This window comes from Faecalibacterium sp. DFI.5.82 (assembly GCF_029076575.1).
Classification (GTDB): domain Bacteria; phylum Bacillota; class Clostridia; order Oscillospirales; family Ruminococcaceae; genus Faecalibacterium; species Faecalibacterium duncaniae.
Genome location: NZ_JARFIS010000003.1, coordinates 91,432 through 112,054, shown reverse-complemented (window position 1 = coordinate 112,054; position 20,623 = coordinate 91,432). Strand labels below are relative to the sequence as shown.

The 20,623-nt window shown below is 53.2% G+C and carries 25 protein-coding genes; 24 read left to right on the top strand and 1 reads right to left on the bottom strand.

Going from position 1 to position 20,623, the window contains the following annotated elements; genetic code table 11:
• Nucleotides 1-173: 173 nt before the first annotated feature.
• From P0G09_RS06215 to P0G09_RS06110, 22 genes are all read left to right on the top strand, one after another.
• Nucleotides 174-515 (top strand): hypothetical protein, encoded by a 342-nt coding sequence (locus tag P0G09_RS06215; RefSeq protein WP_015560029.1) that lies wholly within the window; start codon nt 174-176, stop codon nt 513-515.
• The gene (locus P0G09_RS06210; RefSeq protein ID WP_217296197.1) at nt 515-1,228 is read left to right on the top strand and encodes an antirestriction protein ArdA; all 714 of its coding nucleotides are present in this window, start codon (nt 515-517) and stop codon (nt 1,226-1,228) included. Before P0G09_RS06215 ends, P0G09_RS06210 begins: the two co-directional genes overlap by 1 nt.
• 127 nt (nt 1,229-1,355) lie before the next feature.
• Nucleotides 1,356-1,751 (top strand): PcfB family protein, encoded by a 396-nt coding sequence (locus tag P0G09_RS06205; protein ID WP_217296196.1) that lies wholly within the window; start codon nt 1,356-1,358, stop codon nt 1,749-1,751.
• Nucleotides 1,738-3,591: a type IV secretory system conjugative DNA transfer family protein gene (locus tag P0G09_RS06200; protein WP_217296195.1), complete on the top strand. Its 1,854-nt coding sequence runs from the start codon at nt 1,738-1,740 to the stop codon at nt 3,589-3,591. The genes P0G09_RS06205 and P0G09_RS06200 overlap by 14 nt, the downstream gene beginning before the upstream one ends.
• A 98-nt stretch (nt 3,592-3,689) precedes the next feature.
• Nucleotides 3,690-3,902, top strand: a complete 213-nt coding sequence (locus tag P0G09_RS06195) for a Maff2 family protein (protein WP_014080814.1) — start codon at nt 3,690-3,692, stop codon at nt 3,900-3,902.
• 9 nt (nt 3,903-3,911) lie between these two features.
• Nucleotides 3,912-4,778 carry a CD0415/CD1112 family protein gene (locus tag P0G09_RS06190; protein ID WP_054328111.1) on the top strand — a complete coding sequence of 289 codons (867 nt, stop codon included), beginning with the start codon at nt 3,912-3,914 and terminating at the stop codon, nt 4,776-4,778.
• Between the two features lie 53 nt (nt 4,779-4,831).
• Nucleotides 4,832-5,380 carry a septation protein SpoVG family protein gene (locus P0G09_RS06185; RefSeq protein WP_195556687.1) on the top strand — a complete coding sequence of 183 codons (549 nt, stop codon included), beginning with the start codon at nt 4,832-4,834 and terminating at the stop codon, nt 5,378-5,380.
• Nucleotides 5,370-6,164 carry a site-specific DNA-methyltransferase gene (locus P0G09_RS06180; protein ID WP_005933631.1) on the top strand — a complete coding sequence of 265 codons (795 nt, stop codon included), beginning with the start codon at nt 5,370-5,372 and terminating at the stop codon, nt 6,162-6,164. The genes P0G09_RS06185 and P0G09_RS06180 overlap by 11 nt, the downstream gene beginning before the upstream one ends.
• Nucleotides 6,161-6,760 carry an MT-A70 family methyltransferase gene (locus P0G09_RS06175; RefSeq protein ID WP_217296194.1) on the top strand — a complete coding sequence of 200 codons (600 nt, stop codon included), beginning with the start codon at nt 6,161-6,163 and terminating at the stop codon, nt 6,758-6,760. Before P0G09_RS06180 ends, P0G09_RS06175 begins: the two co-directional genes overlap by 4 nt.
• Entirely contained in the window at nt 6,748-7,143 is a 396-nt protein-coding gene (locus P0G09_RS06170) for a PrgI family protein (protein WP_015560022.1), read from the top strand. The genes P0G09_RS06175 and P0G09_RS06170 overlap by 13 nt, the downstream gene beginning before the upstream one ends.
• Nucleotides 7,144-7,189: 46 nt before the next feature.
• Nucleotides 7,190-9,460 (top strand): DUF87 domain-containing protein, encoded by a 2,271-nt coding sequence (locus P0G09_RS06165; RefSeq protein WP_254281777.1) that lies wholly within the window; start codon nt 7,190-7,192, stop codon nt 9,458-9,460.
• Nucleotides 9,441-11,144, top strand: a complete 1,704-nt coding sequence (locus P0G09_RS06160) for a C40 family peptidase (protein ID WP_217296192.1) — start codon at nt 9,441-9,443, stop codon at nt 11,142-11,144. The genes P0G09_RS06165 and P0G09_RS06160 overlap by 20 nt, the downstream gene beginning before the upstream one ends.
• Nucleotides 11,145-11,157: 13 nt before the next feature.
• Nucleotides 11,158-11,412, top strand: coding sequence for a DUF4315 family protein (locus P0G09_RS06155; RefSeq protein WP_217296191.1), 255 nt, complete (start codon nt 11,158-11,160; stop codon nt 11,410-11,412).
• Nucleotides 11,413-11,414: 2 nt separating this feature from the next.
• Complete coding sequence (locus P0G09_RS06150) at nt 11,415-12,155, top strand: DUF4366 domain-containing protein (RefSeq protein WP_217296190.1); 741 nt, start codon at nt 11,415-11,417, stop codon at nt 12,153-12,155.
• A complete protein-coding gene (locus P0G09_RS06145) occupies nt 12,152-12,328 on the top strand; it encodes a hypothetical protein (protein WP_275252218.1) in 177 nt (58 codons plus the stop codon). Before P0G09_RS06150 ends, P0G09_RS06145 begins: the two co-directional genes overlap by 4 nt.
• A 4-nt stretch (nt 12,329-12,332) precedes the next feature.
• Nucleotides 12,333-12,701 carry a cysteine-rich VLP domain-containing protein gene (locus tag P0G09_RS06140; protein WP_005933611.1) on the top strand — a complete coding sequence of 123 codons (369 nt, stop codon included), beginning with the start codon at nt 12,333-12,335 and terminating at the stop codon, nt 12,699-12,701.
• Between the two features lie 162 nt (nt 12,702-12,863).
• Nucleotides 12,864-13,463 (top strand): hypothetical protein, encoded by a 600-nt coding sequence (locus P0G09_RS06135; protein ID WP_057572720.1) that lies wholly within the window; start codon nt 12,864-12,866, stop codon nt 13,461-13,463.
• Nucleotides 13,464-13,473: 10 nt separating this feature from the next.
• Nucleotides 13,474-13,644, top strand: coding sequence for a DUF4316 domain-containing protein (locus P0G09_RS06130; protein WP_005933602.1), 171 nt, complete (start codon nt 13,474-13,476; stop codon nt 13,642-13,644).
• On the top strand, nt 13,641-13,988 hold the full coding sequence (locus tag P0G09_RS06125) for a plasmid mobilization relaxosome protein MobC (protein WP_148355534.1): 348 nt from the start codon (nt 13,641-13,643) through the stop codon (nt 13,986-13,988). Before P0G09_RS06130 ends, P0G09_RS06125 begins: the two co-directional genes overlap by 4 nt.
• A 163-nt stretch (nt 13,989-14,151) precedes the next feature.
• On the top strand, nt 14,152-14,439 hold the full coding sequence (locus tag P0G09_RS06120) for a CD1845 family protein (RefSeq protein WP_205488807.1): 288 nt from the start codon (nt 14,152-14,154) through the stop codon (nt 14,437-14,439).
• A 554-nt stretch (nt 14,440-14,993) separates the two neighbouring features.
• Nucleotides 14,994-16,277 (top strand): group II intron reverse transcriptase/maturase, encoded by a 1,284-nt coding sequence (gene ltrA, locus P0G09_RS06115; protein WP_118504789.1) that lies wholly within the window; start codon nt 14,994-14,996, stop codon nt 16,275-16,277.
• Between the two features lie 165 nt (nt 16,278-16,442).
• Nucleotides 16,443-17,789: a relaxase/mobilization nuclease domain-containing protein gene (locus P0G09_RS06110; RefSeq protein WP_217296386.1), complete on the top strand. Its 1,347-nt coding sequence runs from the start codon at nt 16,443-16,445 to the stop codon at nt 17,787-17,789.
• Nucleotides 17,790-17,993: 204 nt separating this feature from the next.
• Here P0G09_RS06110 and P0G09_RS06105 read toward each other — a convergent pair whose 3' ends face one another.
• Nucleotides 17,994-18,350 (bottom strand): helix-turn-helix transcriptional regulator, encoded by a 357-nt coding sequence (locus P0G09_RS06105; RefSeq protein ID WP_025579572.1) that lies wholly within the window; start codon nt 18,348-18,350, stop codon nt 17,994-17,996.
• Between the two features lie 199 nt (nt 18,351-18,549).
• On the opposite strand from P0G09_RS06105, the gene P0G09_RS06100 reads away from it, so the two are divergent.
• Together P0G09_RS06100 and P0G09_RS06095 are read left to right on the top strand one after the other, a co-directional pair.
• Nucleotides 18,550-19,221, top strand: coding sequence for a response regulator transcription factor (locus P0G09_RS06100; protein ID WP_195522534.1), 672 nt, complete (start codon nt 18,550-18,552; stop codon nt 19,219-19,221).
• A complete protein-coding gene (locus P0G09_RS06095; RefSeq protein WP_217296189.1) occupies nt 19,205-20,617 on the top strand; it encodes a HAMP domain-containing sensor histidine kinase in 1,413 nt (470 codons plus the stop codon). The genes P0G09_RS06100 and P0G09_RS06095 overlap by 17 nt, the downstream gene beginning before the upstream one ends.
• The last annotated feature ends 6 nt before the right edge of the window (nt 20,618-20,623 follow it).

Here is a 20,623-nt window from a genome sequence, read left to right as displayed (position 1 = left end):
GTGCATCGCACCGCCGTTTTACGGCGGCCTGCCCTTGACGGTCTGCCCCGGCTGTGCTATTTCCCCGGCAAGCGGCGGGGGTATATCCTCCAGAGCCGCCCCCTTTCCCATGATTGGGAAAGGGCGGGGGGATTGGGTTGAACTTTCTTATTAAAATATCGGAGGTATTGACTATGAAGCGTCCCCTTGCATACATTACTGCCGCATGGCTTGGCGGCGACAGTGAAAACGCAGAACAGGCCGCCCGCTACTGCCGGGCAGTTTATGAGGCAGGCTTTTCCCCAATCTGCCCGCCCCTTTATCTGCCCCTGTTTCTCAATGATGCAGTACCCGAGGAGCATAAAAGCGGCATCGACATGGGCCGTGACCTGCTCCGCCGCTCCCATGTGCTGGTGGTCTGCGGCCACACCATGACCGAGGCCATGAAAAATGATATTGCCGTGGCCCAGCGGCTGGGAATTACCGCCACCACCCTTGAGGGCATCCTGACCGTCAAGGGACAGGGCAAACGCTGATGGAGTCTGTTTTTGAGGCTTTCATTTCAAATCCTGCCCTTTACAGTGCGGGGCATCTGGTGGGGGAAACGCTGCATTTCCCCACCAACACGGAGGAGGTGCAGTCCCTCTTAAAGCGGATCGGCGTGGACGGGGTACGCTGCCAGGAATACTTTATTATCTCCTTTGACAGCGACATTCTCGGCCTTTATGACTATCTGGGCGAGTATGAAAACATTGACGAGCTCAACCATCTGGCCCATCTGCTGAAGGAGCTCTCCCCATCAGAACGGGAAACGCTGGAGGCGGTTATGGACAGCGGCCAGCATTGTGGCTCGGTGCAGGACTTGATCAACCTTACGCAAAATCTGGACTGCTACGACCTGCATCCCGGTGTGGACAATGAGGAAATGCTGGGCCGCCTTTATGTGGAGGATATGGAAAGTCTCGAAGTGCCGGACAATATAAAACCCTACTTTGACTTTGAGGCATACGGGCGGGACATTTCCATCAACGAAAACGGACACTTTGCACCGGGCGGCTATGTGACAAAGGTGAGTGACGATTTCCGGGAGGTCTACCACGGCCCCCAGGACATTCCCGCTGAACACAGGGTTTTTGCTTACCCCCAGCTTTCGATCCGGGAGCAGATGGCCGCTTATCAAGAAATTATTGACGGTTCCTCAAAGGAGGGGTTCCGGCGGCTGACTGAAAAACACCATGAGGAACGGTAACTGGACTTCGAGACAATTTGTCCCAAGGCGAAAGGAGGCGGTGTAACTGATTGATGAAGAAATTTCCCGGAGCTCCATAGCGATTTCTGTCCGGGCCAGCAAACTGACAGCCCGGGGGCTGGCCTATGTGCTCCGGGCGGCGGGCCGCCAGATCGCCAAACGGCATAAGAAAGCCCAAAGGCCCCACGGCAGGCAGAGCGTGAAAAAGCTCATGGCTCACGGCGAAAATGTGAACAGCATCGAGGTGGAGGCCCCGAAGCTCTTTGACCGCATGGCCCGCCGTTTCAATGTGGACTATGCTTTTTACAAAACCGGGCCGGACAAATACCTGCTGTTTTTCAAGGCAGGACAGGCGGATGCAATTACCGCCTGTTTTGAGCGGTACTCCCGCAGGCTGTTGGAACAGTCAAAATCCAGCCGCATCCCCATCCGGGAACAACTCAAAAAAGCGGCGGAACAGCTTGTAAAGGAACCGCTCAAAACACAGGAACGGACAAAGGAGGTGGTTCGTGAAGAACGATAGCATCAAAAAATACCTTATTCCTAACATTCCGTATCTGTTTATCCTGTGGGCCTTTCTCAAGCTGGGGACGGCCTACCGTCTGGCGGCGGGTGCGGATTTTGCTCATAAGCTCATGGGGCTGGGCCAGACCATTGGCCCGGCCTTTGCTGACTTTGCCCCGGGGCTTGCTCCCTTTGACTGGCTCGTTGGCATTGTAGGGGCTGTGGCGTTCCGGGTAATGGTCTATGTGAAAAGCAAAAACGCCAAAAAATTTCGGCGGGATGAGGAGTATGGATCAGCCCGTTGGGGCTGTCCGAAAGATATAGCCCCTTTCGTAGATCCAAAGTTTGAAAACAACATCATTCTGACCGGGACGGAGTTCCTTACCATGAATACCCGTCCGAAAAATCCGGCCAACGCCCGCAATCTCAATGCCTGTGTGATCGGTTCGTCCGGCTCCGGCAAAACCCGGTTCTGGCTTACCCCGCAGATTTTGCAGGCCAGCGCAGATAAAAACGGCGGATGCAGCTATGTGTGTGTCGATCCCAAAGGAGGCGTTCTCGGGCAGGTGGGTCACTTCCTGCAAAAGCGTGGGTATCGGATCAAGGTGTTCAATTCCATTGATTTCACAAAATCCATGCACTATAACCCGCTGGCGTACATCCGCAACGAGGCCGACATTCTTAAATTTGTGGACGCTCTCATTTCCAACACAAAAGGCGAAGGCAAGGAAGGCGATCCATTCTGGACAAAATCGGAAACCCTGCTTTACTGCGCCCTCATCGCCTATATCATTTTTGAGGGCCCCGCCGAGGATCGGAACATGAACACCTTGGTTGACATGATTTCCGGGATGGAGGTCAAGGAGGATGACGAGGATTTTATGAACGCCGTGGACTATATGTTTGCGGGCTTGGAAAAACGAAAGCCGGATTGCTTTGCGGTCAAGCAGTATAAAAAGTACAAACTGGCCAGCGGCAAAACAGCAAAGTCGATCCTTATTTCCTGCGGCGCAAGGCTGGCTCCCTTTGACATCCCCCAGCTTCGGGAGGTCATGGCCTATGACGAGCTGGAGCTTGACCGCATCGGGGATCGGAAAACGGCGGTGTTCTTTATCATCTCGGACACTACGCAAACCTATAATTTCCTTGTGGCTCTGGCCTTTTCGCAGATGTTCAATCTGCTGTGCGAGAGGGCCGACAATGTTCACGGAGGCCGCCTGCCCCACCATGTACGGGTGCTGTGGGACGAGGCCGCCAACACAGGGCAGGTTCCCCAGCTTGAAAAGATCGTGGCTGTCATCCGTTCCCGTGAAATCAGCTTGACGCTGTTCTATCAGCAGTTGGCTCAGTGTAAGGCGATTTACGATAAACACGCCGAAACCATTTTGGGAAATATGGACAGCGTGATATTTCTCGGAGGCCGGGAGGCCAGCACCATCAAGGAAATATCCGAGAACTGGCTGGGTAAGGCTACAATCTCCATGCAGACGGACAGCCGCTCCCGTGGCCAGTCGGAAAGCTACAGTCAAAATAACCAGCGGCTGGGCCGGGAGCTGATGACACCCAGCGAACTGGCGACCATGCTCGGGGATAAGTGCATTTTACAGCTTCGGGGCCTGCCCCCGTTCTATTCCCCGAAATACGATTTGAAAAAGCACCCGAACTACCGATATACGGCTGAAGCCGACAAAAAGAAAAACGCCTTTGATCTCGACAGGCTCATTAACCGCAAAAGGCGGCCCGGGCCGGACGAGCTGTGTGAGGTGTATGCCGTGGCTGTGCCGGACGATGGGCTCACAAGCGAGGACGAGGACATCCTCAATTATGATGACATCGACGATCCGGACGCCTTTGCATAAATAGGGCTTTGGGACAAAGTGTCCCGAAGTATGTAACCTGCCGCCAGAAATGGCGGCTTTTTTCATGGCCGGGAATACCCCGGAGAAAAGGAGGCTCTATGCAGTTTTTCACTTCCGCTATTGATACTTTGCAGACTCTTGTTGTAGCCCTCGGCGCTGGACTTGGCGTGTGGGGCGTTGTCAATCTGCTGGAGGGCTATGGATCGGACAACCCAGGTTCCAAGAGCCAGGGCATGAAGCAGCTCATGGCTGGCGGCGGCATCATCCTTTTGGGAACCACGCTGATCCCCCTGCTGTCTGGCTTGTTCTAAGGAGGGCTTATGGATTTTCTCACCGACTGGCTCACGAACTGGCTGAAAGAGCTGTTGATCAGCGGTATCATGGGGAACCTCGAAGGGCTCTTTGATACCGTCAATGCCAAAGTCGGAGAGATTGCGGTACAGGTAGGGACTACCCCGGCGGCATGGAACGCCGGGGTTTTCTCCCTTATCCGCCAGCTTTCCGAAACGGTGATCCTGCCGATTGCCGGATTGGTGCTGACCTTTGTTGCCACCTACGAGCTGATACAGATGCTTTTGGAAAAGAACAATATGCACGAGTTTGATGTGGCGAATATCTACAAATGGGTATTCAAAACCGCTTGTGCCATCCTCATTCTTTCCAACACCTTTGATATTGTCATGGCGGTGTTCGATGTGTCGCAGAGCGTGATTGCGGATGCGGCGGGGCTCATCCAAGGCTCCACCGACATTACGCCGGATATGCTGGCGGAGCTGGAAACCACGCTGGAGGGCATGGACTTGGGGCCGCTCCTTGGCCTGTGGCTCCAGTCCTCTGTAATCGGGCTGACCATGCAGATTATGGGGATCATCATTTTTGTTCTGGTGTACGGAAGAATGATTGAAATATATTTAATGACCAGTCTGGCCCCCCTTCCCGTTGCCACGCTTTCCAACCGAGAGCTGGGCGGTACAGGGCAGAACTACCTAAAATCCCTGTTCGCCGTGGGCTTTCAAGGGATGCTCATACTGGTCTGTGTTGCGATCTATGCGGTGCTCATCCAGGGCATCGCCACAGGCGGCGATCCGATTGGAGCGATATGGGGAACCGTAGGCTATACGGTTCTTTTGTGCTTCATGCTGTTTAAGACAGGCGGCATCGCCCAGCGCATCTTCGGGGCGCATTAAACGGACGGACTTCGGGACAATTTGTCCCGAGGCCGGGAAAGGAGGAAACAATTTTGAGTAAGGATGTCATATTAACCCCGGAACAGATCGCCGCCGAGGAGCGGCGCTGGCTGTTCGATGCGCCGATTGCGGAACTGGCCGAGGTAAAAGGCGTGACGGTGGACGAGGCGGTTAAGCTGCGGACGGACGCAATTTTGCAGGAGGCCGCTGTTCCCATCGAAGTCACGGTTCGCCCGATTGAGCCCCAGGGCAAGCTCATCGGCTTTGCCAGCGTCAACTATGGCGGTGTAGTGATTGACGATTTCAAGGTGGTGGATGGTAAGAACGGGATTTTCCTTGGAGCTCCCAGCAAACCCGATCCCACCAGCAGGACAGGCTACCGCTCCACGGTGCGGATCAATGACCGGGCCACCCAGGAGCGGCTCAATGCGGCGGGAGCCCAGGCATACCATTCAGCGGTGGAAAAGCTCATCGCCCGGGCCGAGGCAGTCCGCCCCACCCCGATTAAGGAGCAGATGGCACAGGCCGCAAGGGAGGCCGGGAAGGAAAATGCCGCCCGAACCGCCCCGGCAAAGAAGAAGGAGGCCCGGGATGACAGGTGATGTGACCTCGAGACAAATTGTCCCGAAGTCTCCAGCCTGCCCGGAGGGGCTGTTTTTGATGGACGGGATTGAAGGGCTGCGCTCTTTGCCGAAGCACTCGGTTGATATGCTCCTAACCGATCCGCCCTATGGCACTACCCGGAACTTTTGGGATGTGCCGCTCCCGCTCCCGGAGCTGTGGGAGGCGGTCAAGTGGGCGGTCAAGCCGGATGGCGCAGTGCTGTTTTTCGCACAATGCCCCTATGATAAGGTGCTGGGGGCATCCAACCTCTCTATGCTCCGCTATGAATGGGTGTGGTACAAAAGCAGGTGTACTGGCTTTCTCAATGCAAGGCGGGCTCCCTTAAAACGGACGGAAAACATTCTGGTGTTTTATCAAAAATTGCCCTATTACGATCCGCAGTTTGAACAGGGCAAGCCCTATAAGAAAATTTCCCGGACAGGGGACAACAGCCCCAACTATGGAAAATTCCTGCGTTCCAGCAGCGGATCAGAGGATGGCCTTCGTTTCCCCGGAAACCTGCTGGCCTTTTCTTCCGTACAGCGTACCGTCCACCCCACGCAGAAACCCGTGGAGCTGTGCGAGTATCTCATCAGAACCTATACCCGGCCCGGGGAGGTAGTGGCAGACATCTGCGCTGGCTCCGGCACGACTGCTGTGGCTGCTGTCAATACGGGCCGCCGCTTTGTATGCTTTGAAACCGCCCCGGCCTTTTACGCCCCGGCTACAGAACGCATCCGGCTGGCTACTGAGGCGGTCAAAGCCGGGCAGAAAGGAGTATGACTATCGGAAACTATTCTATCATTTACGCCGATCCCCCTTGGCAGTACCAGCGCAGTAAGGTACAGGGGGCGGCAGAAAACCATTATCCCACAATGGGGATTGACGAGCTGTGTGCGCTCCCGGTGGCTGATCTGGCCGCCCCGGACAGCGCACTTTTTTTGTGGGCGACTTTCCCCCAGCTCCCGGAGGCCCTGCGGCTCATAGAGGCGTGGGGCTTCCGCTATAAGTCTGTGGCCTTTGTCTGGCTGAAAAAGAATAAAAAGGCAGACAGTTGGTTTTATGGTCTTGGCTTCTGGACGAGGGGAAATGCGGAAATCTGCCTGCTGGCTACCAGGGGCCATCCCAAACGGAAGGCGGCAAATATCCATCAGTTTATCATTTCCCCGATTGAAGCCCACAGCAAAAAGCCGGACGAGGCCCGGGAAAAGATCGTGACCCTTATGGGCGACCTGCCCCGGGTGGAGCTCTTTGCCAGACAGTCCCCGCCCGGCTGGGAGGTGTGGGGAAATGAAGTGAAAAGCACGATCCCGGACTTTGGGACAAAGTGTCCCGAGGTTAAAGGGGCCGGAAAGGAGGCTGATCCATGCCCTATGTGAATGTACCCAACGACCTGTCAAAAGTAAAAACCAAAATGGCCCTAAACCTTACCAAGCGCCAGCTCATCTGTTTTGGCTGTGCGGCGGCGGTAGGCATCCCGTCCTATCTGCTGGCCCGAGGATCTATCGGTAATACCGGGGCCATGTTCCTTATGTTGGCCGTGATGCTCCCGGCGTTTCTTCTGGCCATGTATGAAAAAGACGGGCTCCCAGCGGAAAAGGTGCTGAAAAACATCATACGGGCCCGGTTTCTGCGGCCCGGAGTCAGGCCCTATCAGACACAAAACATTTACGCCCCCTTTGCCGGACGGGGCGCTGTGAGAAAGGAGGATGCGATTGCGAAAGGCAAATCAAACCAGCGGAAGAAAAACCGCAAAGGCTAAAAACAGGGCGGCCCTGTCCGCCCAGCAGACGATCCCCTATGTGGCGATGCACCCGGACGGGGTATGCAAGCTCCCCGGCGGGCTCTACACAAAGACCGTGGAATATGAGGACATCAATTATTCCGTGGCATCCACCGAGGATCAGACTGCAATCTTTGGCGGCTGGAGCTCATTTCTCAACTACTTTGACAGCTCCCTGCCGTTCCAGCTTTCCTTTATCAACCGCCGCTCCCACTCCCGGAGCCGCTATAAGGTAAACATTCCCCAGGTGGATGATGATTTTAACAGCGTCCGGGAGGAATTTACCGGGATGCTGAAAAACCAGATCGCCCGGTCTAACAACGGGATTGAACGCTCCAAGTACATTACTTTCGGCATCCCAGCCGGAGGGATCGTGGAGGCCCGGCCCCGTCTGGAGCGTGTGGAGGCCGATGTGATGGGCAACTTTAAGCGGCTGGGTGTTCCCTGTGAACCGATGGACGGGCGGGCAAGGCTGGCCCTGCTTCACAGCCAGATGCATCCGGGCAACCGGGAACCGTTCCGCTTTTCATGGAAGGACATCCCGCAGACGGGGCTCGGCACCAAGGACTATATCGCCCCGGACAGCTTTGACTTCCGGCACTCCCGCCTGTTCCGGGTGGGCCAGTATTGGGGCGCTGTTTCCTACTTGCAGATTTTAGCGTCTGAGCTCTCGGATAAACTGCTGGCGGAAATTCTGGAGCTGGATGCGGAAATGACCGTAACCCTCCATATCCAGACGGTGGATCAGCTAAAGGCTATCAAAACCATCAAGGGAAAAATCTCCGACATCGGAAAAATGAAGGTGGAGGAACAGCGGAAGGCTGTCCGAGCCGGGTACGATCCCGACATTCTCCCGCCCGACCTCATTACCTTTTCCAAGGATGCGGCGGAGCTTCTTGCTGACCTCCAGTCCCGCAACGAGAGAATGTTCCTTTTGACTTTTACGGTAGTCAATATGGCCCCTACCCGCCAGCGGCTGGAAAACGATGTGTTTACCGTGGGCGGCATCGCACAGAAATACAACTGCGCCCTCAAGCGGCTGGACTGGCAACAGGAGCAGGGCTTTGTGTCCTCGCTGGCTCTCGGCTACAACGAAGTGGAGATCCAGCGTGGTATGACAACCAGCTCCACGGCAATTTTTATCCCCTTTATGACAAGGGAGCTGCGGATGGACGGGCAGGCCCTCTACTATGGCATGAACGCCCTTTCCCACAATGTCATCATGGCTGACCGTAAAAAGCTGAAGTCGGCCAACGGAATGTACCTCGGCTCTACGGGCTCGGGAAAATCCTTTGCGGCAAAGCGGGAACTGCTCAATGTCTTTCTGACCATTCCCCAGGATCGGATTATCATTGTTGATCCGATGGGTGAATATGCCCCGCTGGTTCGCAGGCTGGGCGGACAGGTGATCGAGATTGCCCCGGACAGCCCCCACCACCTAAACCCGATGGATGTGGAGCTCAACATGGCCGCCGGGGAGAGCCCCCTTTCCATGAAGGCGGATTTCCTGCTTTCCCTGTGCGAGCTGGTGGTAGGCGGAAAGGAAGGCTTACAGCCCATCGAAAAGACAGTTGTTGACCGCTGTGTGCGGCTGGTGTACCGGGAACAGGCCCTTGGGCTTGATACGGGAAAAACCCCGCTTTTGCAGGACTTGTACGAGGAGCTCTTGAAACAGCCGGAGCCCGAGGCCCGGCGTGTGGCAACCGCCCTTGAGCTCTACTGCACCGGCTCCCTCAACCTGTTTAACCATCCCACGAATGTGAAAACCGACAGCCGGGTGGTGTGTATCGTGCTGAAAAACATGGGAGAAAACCTCCGCAAGATCGCCATGCACATCACAAATGAATTTGTGTCCCAGGCGGTAGATACCAACTTCCGGGAGGGCGTGGCGACATGGTGCTATTTCGATGAGTTCCATGTCCTGCTCCGTGATCCGCTGACCGCCAGCTATTTTGTGGCGGTGTGGAAAATGCTGAGAAAGAAAGGCTGCGTTCCCAGCGCCCTCACGCAGAATGTGAAAGACCTTCTGGCCAGCCGGGAGATCGAGAACATTCTGGACAACACCGACTTTATGATTTTGCTCTCGCAGGCGCAGAGTGACCGGGCGATTTTGGCAAGACAGCTCGGTATTTCCGAGCACCAGCTTTCCTACATTACCCACTCTAATTCCGGCGAGGGCCTGCTGTTTTACGGGAATGTGACCATCCCGTTTGTGGATCGGTTCCCGAAGGGGGAAATCTATGACCTCTTAACCACCCGACCGGAGGATATGAAGAATGAAGCGAAAACCGAATAAACCACGCCCGGAGTCCCAAACGCATACGGAACCCGGAAACGGGGCTGCCGAGCCCGAGGGCTCTGCTTTTGGGGCTGGCTCTGAACAGGAGCCCGGGGCGGCTGGCACTTCGGGACAAAGTGTCCCAAAGTCAAAATTCCGGCAGAAAAGCCAGCAGGAACAAGCGGCGGCATCCAAGCTCCGCATGGAAAAGCGGGGCGAAAAACGGGAGGCCGCCCGGGAAAAGCTGGCAAAGCAGAAGCCGCCCAAACAAAAAGGCCCGATCCGTAAGGCGGCGGGGGCCGCCGGATGGAGCGTTCACGGCTTTGTGCATGGCAAGCTCTACGAGGTGGAACAGGAAAATGTAGGAACGGAAGGGGCCCACCGCTCGGAGCTTGCCGGGGAGGTTGTCCTGCGGCATGGCTCCCGGTTTGTAAAGCGCAAAGTCCGGGAGCATCCGGCAAGGGCGGCCAGCCGGGCCGAGGCCAGGTATCAGGAAGCGGCGGCGGATTATCATTTCCACACCGCCGCACAGGAGCACCCGGAGCTTTTCCAAAACTATTTTACCCGGTACTGGCAGAAACAGCGGCTTAGAAGGCAATACCAGAAGCGGGCGAAGGAGGCCGCAAAACAGAGCGCAAAAGCCGCCGGGAAAACAGCCGCCGCCACGGAAAAGCTGACAGCCCGGGTCGCCGGGTTTGTGAAGCGCCATCCAGTCGGATGCCTGCTGGCGCTGGCCTGTGTCCTTGTGATCGTCCTGCTCCAGTCCTGTTCGTCCTCGCTGGTGTCCATCGGCAACGCCGGAGCCGGGGCGCTGGGAGCCACCACTTACCCCTCTGCGGATGAGGCGATTTTAGGGGCGGAGGCGGCTTATGCCGGGCTGGAGGCAGAACTGCAAACCTACCTTGATACTTACGAAAGCACCCATGATTATGATGAGTACCACTTCGATCTGGACGAGATCGAACACGATCCCTATGTGCTCATTTCCCTGCTGTCGGCACTCCATGAGGGGGAATGGACGCTTTCACAGGTGGAGGGCTCCCTGCAAATGCTCTATGACCGCCAGTATATTCTGACGGAGCGTGTGGAGGTGGAGACACGCTATGACAGCGACGATGAACCCTATTCGTGGTACATCTGCTATGTGACGCTGGAAAACAAAAACCTGTCCCACCTGCCTGTTTCCTTGTTGAGCGAAGAACAGATGTCCCGGTATTCCATCTATATGTCCACCCTCGGCAACCGTCCCGACCTGTTTCCCGACTCTCCCTATGTGGACAAATACATTACCAACCCGCCGGAGGGCTATGAGGTTCCGGGGGAATATCTGGACGATGAAACATTCGCCGCTATTTTCTCGGAGGCAGAGAAATACATCGGCTATCCCTATGTGTGGGGCGGCTCCAGCCCGTCTACATCCTTTGACTGCTCCGGCTATGTGTCATGGGTGATCAATCATTCCGGCTGGAATGTGGGCCGCCTTGGGGCGCAGGGGCTTTACAACATCTGCACTCCGACCAGCTCCCCAAGGCCCGGTGACCTTGTGTTTTTCAAGGGAACCTATGATACCCCGGGCGTGAGCCACTGTGGGATTTATGTAGGCGATGGGCGGATGCTCCATTGTGGCGATCCCATCGGATACGCAAACTTAAATACAAGCTACTGGCAGTCTCATTTTTACGCCTACGGGCGTTTACCATGATTGGAGGTCATTTATGGCAACAGCAAAAAGCATGAAAATCCAAGCCGAGATTGATAAGGTCAAGGCCAAAATCAGCGAACAGCAGGCCCGGCTCAAGGAGCTGGAGCAGAAAAAGCTGGAGGCGGAAAACAGCGAGATCGTGGACATCGTGCGTGGCATGAGCATCCCCCTTGCGGAGCTGCCCCTGCTGTTTGAAAAGCTGAAAGGCGGCGGGGCTTTGGGACAAAGTGTCCCGAAGTCCGAGGATAAGGAAAAGGAGGAAAACTGAATATGAAACGGTTTCAAGTTTTGACAGCGGCGCTTTGTGCCGCTGTTTTGTTATGCGGCTTTAGCGTTCCCGCCTATGCCTACGCAGGCGGCGAGGGCGAGGACTACGGCGATCCCACAATGGAAACCCCGGCCCCGGAGCCGACTATTACGCCGGGCGAGGGCTTTTCTGAGGAGGGAAACCTTGTAACCCGTGATCTGCTCTATGACGAGCACACCAACAAGCAGTTTATTACCGTCCAGACCAGCGGCGGCAATACCTTTTACATTGTCATTGATTATGACAAGCCTGTGGACGAGGAAGGTGAACAGTATGAAACCTACTTTTTCAGCGTTGTGGATGAGGGGGATCTGCTGGCCGCAGCCGAGGCCGCTGGCGTGGAACAGGCGGTCTGCTCCTGTCCGGAGAAATGTGCGGCGGGGACTGTGAATACAGACTGCCCGGTGTGCTCCGTCAATATGGGGAAATGCGTAGGTGCAGAGCCGGAGCCCGAGCCTGCCCCGGAGCCTGAGCCGGAACCCGAGAAGCCGGGCAACGCCGGGATGATCCTTTTGGTGCTGGCTGTCATGGGCATCGGCGGCGGGGCCGCATGGTATTTCAAGATTTACCGTCCGAAACACCAGCAGGCTGACCAACCCGAGGAGGACGATGGCGGGGAGTACCCGGGCTATGACGAGTTTGAAGATGACGGCCCCCCGTGGGACGAGGAGGACGAAACCGAAGAAAAGGAGGAAATCAGATGAATTTTACCAGCAGTCCCTTTGAACGAATGATGAAAGAAAAACCCCGTCCCCAGGCTCCTGCCAAGAACAGGCCGCCCAGAGGCTCCGCCTGTTATGGCTGCTGTTACTGGCGGGGGATCGCCTGTGTGTCCTGCTACAAGGAGCTTTTGAAGGCCGAGGCTGGCGGGAGGTGATGGATTGTCCCGTGAACTGACACGCAAAGAAAAGACAGCGATCCGCTCTCTTGTGGTAACATGGTGCGCCAACTATGACCGGGAATACGGATGCCTGCCGCTGGATAGCGATTGCTATATGCTGGGTAAATGCTGGACGGGATCATACTGCCGCTATTTCCGGGAGTCCGTCCTGCCCCTTGATCCGGCGCTGGAAGTGGCTCTTATGAGCGAGGGCCCAAGGCCAGATTTTAAGATATGCCCGGTATGCGGCGGGCCTGTTCCCCCGGACAGGCGGCAGGCGTACTGTTCGGCGGCCTGTGCAAAGAAAGCCCACCGCCGCCAGCAACGGGAATATATGCGGAAAAAGCGGGGTGCATCCGTTGACAATTAGGGCCTGAAAAACCCGCTTATAGCAAGGCTTTCCGGGGCCGTTCCGTTGGCCTGCCGTATCATTCTACGGTATGGCCCCGTTTGCCCCGATGCTGTCAACATCCATACAGCGGGACTTTGGGACATTTTGTCCCGAAGTACCTGCTTTCTGAGAGGAGGTACTATGGACAAAAATCAAGGCTATTCCATTTTGAAGGCTGTGATGCTGGAAAATGGCAGGGGCTTTGCGCTGGGGCATCATCCCACAGCTCCATCCCCCTATGTCACATGGGCCTGTTACGATGATAAGAACGGCCAGCGGCAGTATGAATGGGGACATTACGGCAACGATCTGGCCGCTATGGAACAGGATTTTTCAGACCGGGTAAAGGACTATCAGCGGCTTTACCATGTGGGGATCGTGCAGACCGAGGCCCCCGGCCTTTACAAGTATTACTCTACCCAGCGGCCTGTGGACATCGGGACATTCCCCAAACCGCCCCACAATGCCCCGGATGAGATCGTCAACTATGACCGCCGCATCCCGGTGGAGGGCGGCGCATTTCTGGCATGGGGGCATCTGACTTATACAAGGCCGCTGACCGAAAAGGAGGCGTCTGACTATGAGCTCCGTCCTGCCCCCGTCATTTCTGAATTATCCCGAAAAAACGATGACAGGCCCCTCTCGATTGCCCAGCAGATGAAAGAGGCCGGAGCTCTGGCCGAAGCCAGCCAGGGCGATCCCATCCATAAGAAAAAGGCCCCCGACCGGGGCGACCGATAGGAGGATTTGTATGGAAGAAAGATATAACCCGATGAAAAGTGCGGAGATCGCCACCGAGCACAATTACAATATGCTGGACGGTGTTCTCAATAACCAGGCCCCACCCCCGGAGGAAAAGGAGCTGGATAAGGTTAAGGAACCGCCCCACAAGCGCCGGAGCCGGGAACGGGAGGAACGATGACAAAGAAACGCCGCCGCCCGATCCATCTCCATGTGATGGTGTCCGAGGAGGAGCAGGCCCTTATTCAACAGCGCATGGCCGAGTCGGGCATCCGCAATATGGGGGCCTATATGCGGAAAATGGCCCTCAATGGCTATGTGCTCCATGTTGACCTCTCGCCCGTCCGGGAGTTGGTATCGCTCCAGCGGCGGTGCTCAAACAACCTCAATCAAGTGGCGATCCAGGCCAACACCTACGGCGGGATTTACCCCGAGGAGATCGCCGCTTTGCAACGGGACTATGCCGCCCTGTGGGGGCCGCTGTCCGATCTGCTGAAAAAGCTCTCCGCATTGGTGGAGCTCTGATCCTGCCGGGGAGTGGCGTATGCCGCTCCCCGGTTTTCACTACTTCGGGACAATTTGTCCCGAGGTGCTGAAAGCCGGAGGCATCCTTGTTGTCCCTCCCGGACAGAGGTATAATTATCATGTAAGGAACCATAAACCACACTTTTCAAGGAGGTATCAAGCGATGCGGATCATTCTGAAAGTTTTAGCGGCCCCCTTTGTTCTGGCCCTCACGCTCCTTGTGGCAGTATTGAATTTTGCTTTTTCCTTTGCGTCATGGGTGTTCTGCGCCCTGTCCTTTCTCTGTCTGATCGGAGCCCTGTTTGCTTTATTCACGGGGGATCGCTGGGGCATACAGGGGCTTGTGATCGCCTTTGCTGTTTCGCCCTTCGGCCTGCCCGCTGTGGCGGAGTGGCTCATTGACAAGCTGGACAGTCTCAACTACTCGCTAAAGAGTTTTATCACAGGATAACGCTTTGGGACAATTTGTCCCGAAGCCCCCTGCGGCGGCTGGACGGACAGCCGCCGTTTTCTTTGTTTGCGCGCCATGGGCGCGCTCTAACGGGTGTAAGTCCCGAACACGCCCAGATAGTGGGAAGTGTATAGCCGAACAGCAAGGGTGTCCACCGTGAGGTGGAATCTGAAGGAAGCTGTAAGCAAATCTCCGGTCCGACGGACAGAAATCACATATAAGGCTAGGCTACGAGAGATAAGTTGGCAAAGAACAACGAAATCTAATAACTATCACTTTTGTAGTAGCAGAGTAAATGTGGCGGATATATGGAGAGAAAGAGCGAGCACCTTAAGCGTGGAGATCTCACAGAGGTTCCATTAGCCTAGTAACAACGAACTGTGAGAAGTCAGCAGAGCCCATAGTAGTGAAGAAGTCTCTGTAATGGAGATGGAGCAAAGGGGCGAACAATCAATAAGTTTGAGTAGGTCTCGTATTGCAGAGGAGACATTCATCTGCCGTAACCAATCGGGTAAAGGGTGGTCAAATCAAGCGAGACGGAAAGGAAAGAACGCATGGACACAAGTAGTCTAATGGAGCAGATACTATCTAGCGATAACCTCAACAGGGCATATCTGCAAGTCGTACGAAATAAAGGTGCAGAGGGAGTGGACGGAGTGAAGTACACAGAACTCAAAGAACATCTTGCAAAGAACGGCGAAAACATCAAGGAACAGTTGAGGGCGAGAAAATATAAACCTCAGCCAGTACGAAGAGTGGAGATACCAAAGCCTGATGGCGGTGTCAGAAACCTGGGAGTACCAACAGTGACAGACAGATTTGTACAACAAGCCATTGCACAGGTATTAACGCCAATCTATGAGGAACAGTTCCATGACCACAGTTATGGATTCAGACCGAACAGATGTGCACAACAAGCAATTCTAACAGCACTTGAAATGATGAATGACGGTAATGAGTGGATTGTAGACATCGACTTGGAAAAGTTCTTTGACACAGTAAATCATGATAAGCTCATGACTATCATAGGCAGAACTATTAAAGATGGAGATGTTATCTCTATCGTAAGAAAGTACCTTGTCAGTGGAATCATGATTGATGATGAATATGAGGACTCTATCGTGGGAACACCCCAGGGAGGAAATCTCTCGCCGTTACTGGCAAACATCATGCTGAATGAACTCGATAAAGAAATGGAAAAGCGTGGGCTTAACTTTGTAAGATACGCGGACGACTGCATCATTATGGTCGGAAGTGAAATGTCTGCCAACAGAGTCATGAGAAATATTTCACGATTCATTGAGGAGAAACTGGGGCTTAAGGTCAACATGACCAAGAGTAAGGTAGACAGACCACAAGGACTTAAATACCTTGGATTTGGATTCTACTTTGATACAAGAGCACATCAATACAAGGCGAAACCGCATGCAAAATCAGTAGCGAAATTTAAGAAGAGAATGAAAGAGCTCACGTGCCGTAGCTGGGGCGTTAGCAACAGTTATAAAGTGATGAAACTCAATCAGCTTATCAGAGGGTGGATTAACTATTTCAAGATAGGTAGTATGAAAACACTTTGTAAAGAGATGGACGCAAGAATTCGTTGCAGACTGCGCATGTGCATTTGGAAACAATGGAAAACTCCGCAGAACCGCATAAATAACTTGATAAAACTCGGAGTAGATAAGGATACAGCAAGGATTACAGCCTATACGGGTAATCGAATAGCATATGTTTGTCAGCGAAGAGTTATGAATTTTGCAATAAATAAAGAAAGACTAACCCGTTTTGGATTAGTTTCTATGTTAGATTACTATACTGAAAGGTGTGTTACTTGTTAAATTGATTGAACCGCCGTGTACCGAACGGTACGCACGGTGGTGTGAGAGGTCGGAATTTCTCATTTAGGAGAAATTCCTCCTACTCGATTGGAAGGAGGTGTGCTCACGGCTACAACTTATATCCGGCCCTACAAGGTGGCGGCTGGGAAAGGCGCTGTCCAGACAATGGAGGAACGCTTTGACTATGGGCTTAATCCGAAAAAGCTGGGAGCCCTGTCCTCATACCTCTGCGATCCGGCCACGGCTCCCGCTGAGTTTCTGCTGGTAAAGAGCCAGTACCAGGCGGAAATGGGCCGGGCCGTAGAGCGTGGAGCCCTGTTTTTTCAAATCCGGCAGGCGTTCCCACCCGGCGAAGTAACAGCAGAGGAGGCCAACCAGATCGGCTATGAAACAGCCATGCGCTGGACAAAGGGAAAGTATCAGTTTTTTGTCTGCACCCACACAGACAAGAGCCACCTCCACAATCACATTTATTTTAATTCAACGGCCTTTGACCGCTCTCGGAAGTTCCATAATTTTATCGGCTCCAGCTTTGCCCTGCGGCGGCTCTCTGACCGGGTGTGCATTGAGCATGACCTCTCTGTGATCCAAAATCCAAAACAGCACAGCAAGGGCCGGTATCTCCATTATGGCCAGTGGATTGGGGAAAAACCGCCCTCTGCAAAACAGCGGGTGCGGCTGGCCATCGTGGAGTCCCTGCAAAAACAGCCCGCCGATTTTCCGGCGTTTCTGAGGCTTATGGAGGAGTCCGGCTTTCTGGTAAAGCATGGCCGTGGCGGTGTGATCTCCTTCCTTGCTCCCGGGCAGGATAAGCCCACCCGCCTACGGGCATCCACCCTCGGGGATGGTTTTGATCCCGAGGACATCCGGGCTGTGATTGCCGGGGAGCGTCCGATCCCGGAGCTCCCGCAGGAGGCCCCGGCTCCTGCCCGTCGTGTCAATTTGATTATAGACATTCAAGAGCGCATGGCACAGGGCAAGGGCCCGGCCTATGAACGGTGGGCCAAGGTTTACAATCTGAAACAGATGGCTGCTGCGCTCCAGTACCTACGGGAAAATGATTTGATGGACTATGAGGCGCTGGCGGCCAGTACCGAAAAGGCGGTAGAGCGTTTTCACACGCTGTCTGAGGAATTACGGCAAACGGAGGCAGAGCTGGAAAAGACCTCCGGGCTCATGGCGGCTACGGTGGACTACGCCAAAACCCGGCCCATGTTTGACGGTTACAAGGCGGCCCGGTACAGTAAAAAATATCTGTCGGAGCATGAGGCGGAGCTTACCGCTTACCGGGCGGCCCGGGCCACTATGAACGAGCTTTTGGACGGTGCAAAGCTGCCGAAAATGGCGGATATGAAAAAGGCCCGCCAGGAGCTGGCGGGAAAGAAAAAAGCCCTCTATGCGGAATACCGCAAGGCCCAGGCGGATATGCGGCAGGCTGTGGCAATCAAGGCGAACATTGATCATCTGCTCGGCGTGACGGACGGGCGGGAAAATAAGGCCCAGGAGCGATAGCGACAGGCCGCAGACAACAGGCGCATAGCGCCGGGACTTTGGGACAATTTGTCCCGAAGTCCAGCGGGTTTGGGGAGCTCCCCAACAAGCATTTTTGCGGGCCTGCGGCCAGCAAAAATTTCGGAGTGTGGCCACACCCGAATTGCTTGCCATTTAGCGGCACCCCCGAAAAGCCCCCTAAAAACGAGAAAAACGAAGGCCCTCTTACTTGACCTCCGTTTCTCTGGCTTTTTGTAGTCCCTCTGCTGTGGCCTCCATGACCGTCAATTCCTTTTCGTCCATTGTATTGAGTAGCCTGTCAATATGCTGGCGGCAGTCGCTTTCGCCGTTCTGCCTGTCAGGATAAAAGAATTGGTCTACGGAAATGTCCAACAGGGTGACGATTTGGTAAAAGGTGTTCAGGCTCGGATGCTGGCCCCGGTTCTCAAAATACATGATGGAACGAGGGGTACGATCTACGAGCTGTGCAAGGTATTCCTGTGTCCAGCCTTTGGCTTCTCTTTTGCGCTTGATCTCCCGGCCTAATGCGTGGAAGTCAAGCCGCCTGGTGTCTTGGTACATTCTCATATCACCCCTATATTATTTTACATTTCGGGTTTGACTATGAGAACGAAACACAGTTTTATGTTTTAGTAGTATTTTATTGTCCGCTGACAAGGTTGCCGATGTTACACGGCCAAGGTATAATAACAGAAAGAAAATTTGAAAACTACACTTTAATCACAAAAATCTATGATACGCTATCTTTGGAGGTGTTACCATGCAAAGGATTTTAGTCGTTGAGGACGATTTTGATATTCAAGAACTTTTACAGAATTTTTTACAAGAAGCAGGATATGAAGTAGCTGTTGCAAATGATGGTGTCGAGGCACTCTCTTTATTTGCAGGCCAACGATATGACTTGATTGTATTGGACATTATGCTCCCCAAAATTGACGGTTACGGTGTCTGTGAATTGATACGCAAGCAATCTGATGTTCCTATCATTATGCTAACCGCATTAAGCGGAGAAGAAGATCAGATTAAAGGATTGGATTTGCAGGTGGATGACTACATCACAAAACCGTTTTCTATGCCTGTCCTGCTCCGCAAAATTGCGGCTGTACTTCGGCGCAGTAACCGGGAAACAGATGAAAAGTATCAAATCATTACTTATGGCAATTTGCTTTTGAACTGTGACAGCTACACCGCCACCGTGGACGGAGCTAATTTTGAACTGACACAAAAGGAATTTGAAATACTGCGGGAACTGCTGACCCATCAGGGCCGGATATTGACCCGGCAGAACTTGTTGGATAAGCTGTGGCGATATGATTTTTATGGGGACGAGCGTGTTGTTGATACCCATATCAAAAATCTACGAAAAAAATTGGGAATAGATTTCATTCAAACAATCAGAGGGGTGGGATATAAAGTTGATAAAGAGAATTAAAGGCAGTCTGTTTGCTAAAGTCTTTATTCTGACTGTGGCAGTTTTGCTCTGCGTGAGCTTTCTTGTCTATGGCGTTTTGGCTTGGTATATGCCTCAAACCTATTCTAACAAGCTCAATGCGGCATTAGATGAACAGACAAGCGACTTTATTTATGAATTAGAACATATCCGTATGCAGGATAGCGGCGGACTTTTTGATCAGTTTCTTCAAAACACGACAATTAGCATGGTGGAGCTTTATACTGCTGATGGTGTTCTGGTGGAAACACCGTCTAACCAAAATAGCTTTAACGATGGGATCACCGGGGAGGCTCTTGGCGGAGCATCTTATGAAAGTGCGCCGATTATATCCAACAGCTATTACTTCTCATTTGCAGATGATAATAGCCAATATATTTTAACAGTTTATGGAGAAGCCTCTCAAATCGCAGAACTGCGGCAATCATTTGTAAGCGTATTACCGATTTTGTTTTGCGTTATTCTCCTTGTATCGTTGGCAACTGCTTGGGTGTATTCTCGTATTATTACAAACCCGGTATTAAAAATCAGTCGGATTTCTAAAGAAATGTCTGATATGCGGCTGGAATGGCAACTTGAGGAACGCCGTTCTGACGAGCTGGGTGTACTGGAGAATAGCTTGAATACGCTGTCCCGGAAACTATCTGCTACCTTGGAGGAGTTGCAAAGTGCAAATCTCCAGCTCCAAAAGGATATTGAACATCAAAAGGCGCTGGAACGGGCACAACAGGATTTCTTTTCTTCCGCTTCCCATGAACTGAAAACCCCTATCACCATTATCAAGGGTCAATTAGAGGGGATGCTATTGGGTATAGGGGCATATAAAGACCACGAAAAGTATCTTGCCCGATCCTTGGAAGTTGCAGCTACGCTTGAAACGATGGTGCAGGAAATATTAACGATTTCAAGGCTGGAAACCAATGTCGATTTCAAAATGGAGCATTTTGATTGCGCTCCCATGATACATGGCTATTTGAGGGAGATTGATGATTTAGTGGCAACAAAAGAGCTACAAATACATCTTGCTATACAGTCTCCCGCTTTTATCAATGGGAACAAATTACTGATTGAAAAGGTGTTCTCCAATTTGATTTCAAATGCTGTAAAGTATTCGCCGCATGGAGCAAGCGTTGATATTATTTTACAAAATACCAACGGACGCTTTTTGTTCTCCGTAGAGAACACAGGTACACATATACCAGAAGATGATATTCCCAAATTGTTTGACGCTTTTTATCGTATGGAGCAATCCCGCAGTAGAAGAACAGGCGGTAGCGGCTTAGGGCTTTATATGGTTCAAAGAATTTTACAACAACATAACAGCTATTGTGAGGCTTGCAACACAGAAAACGGTGTTAAATTCTTCTTCACGATTTAGCGGACA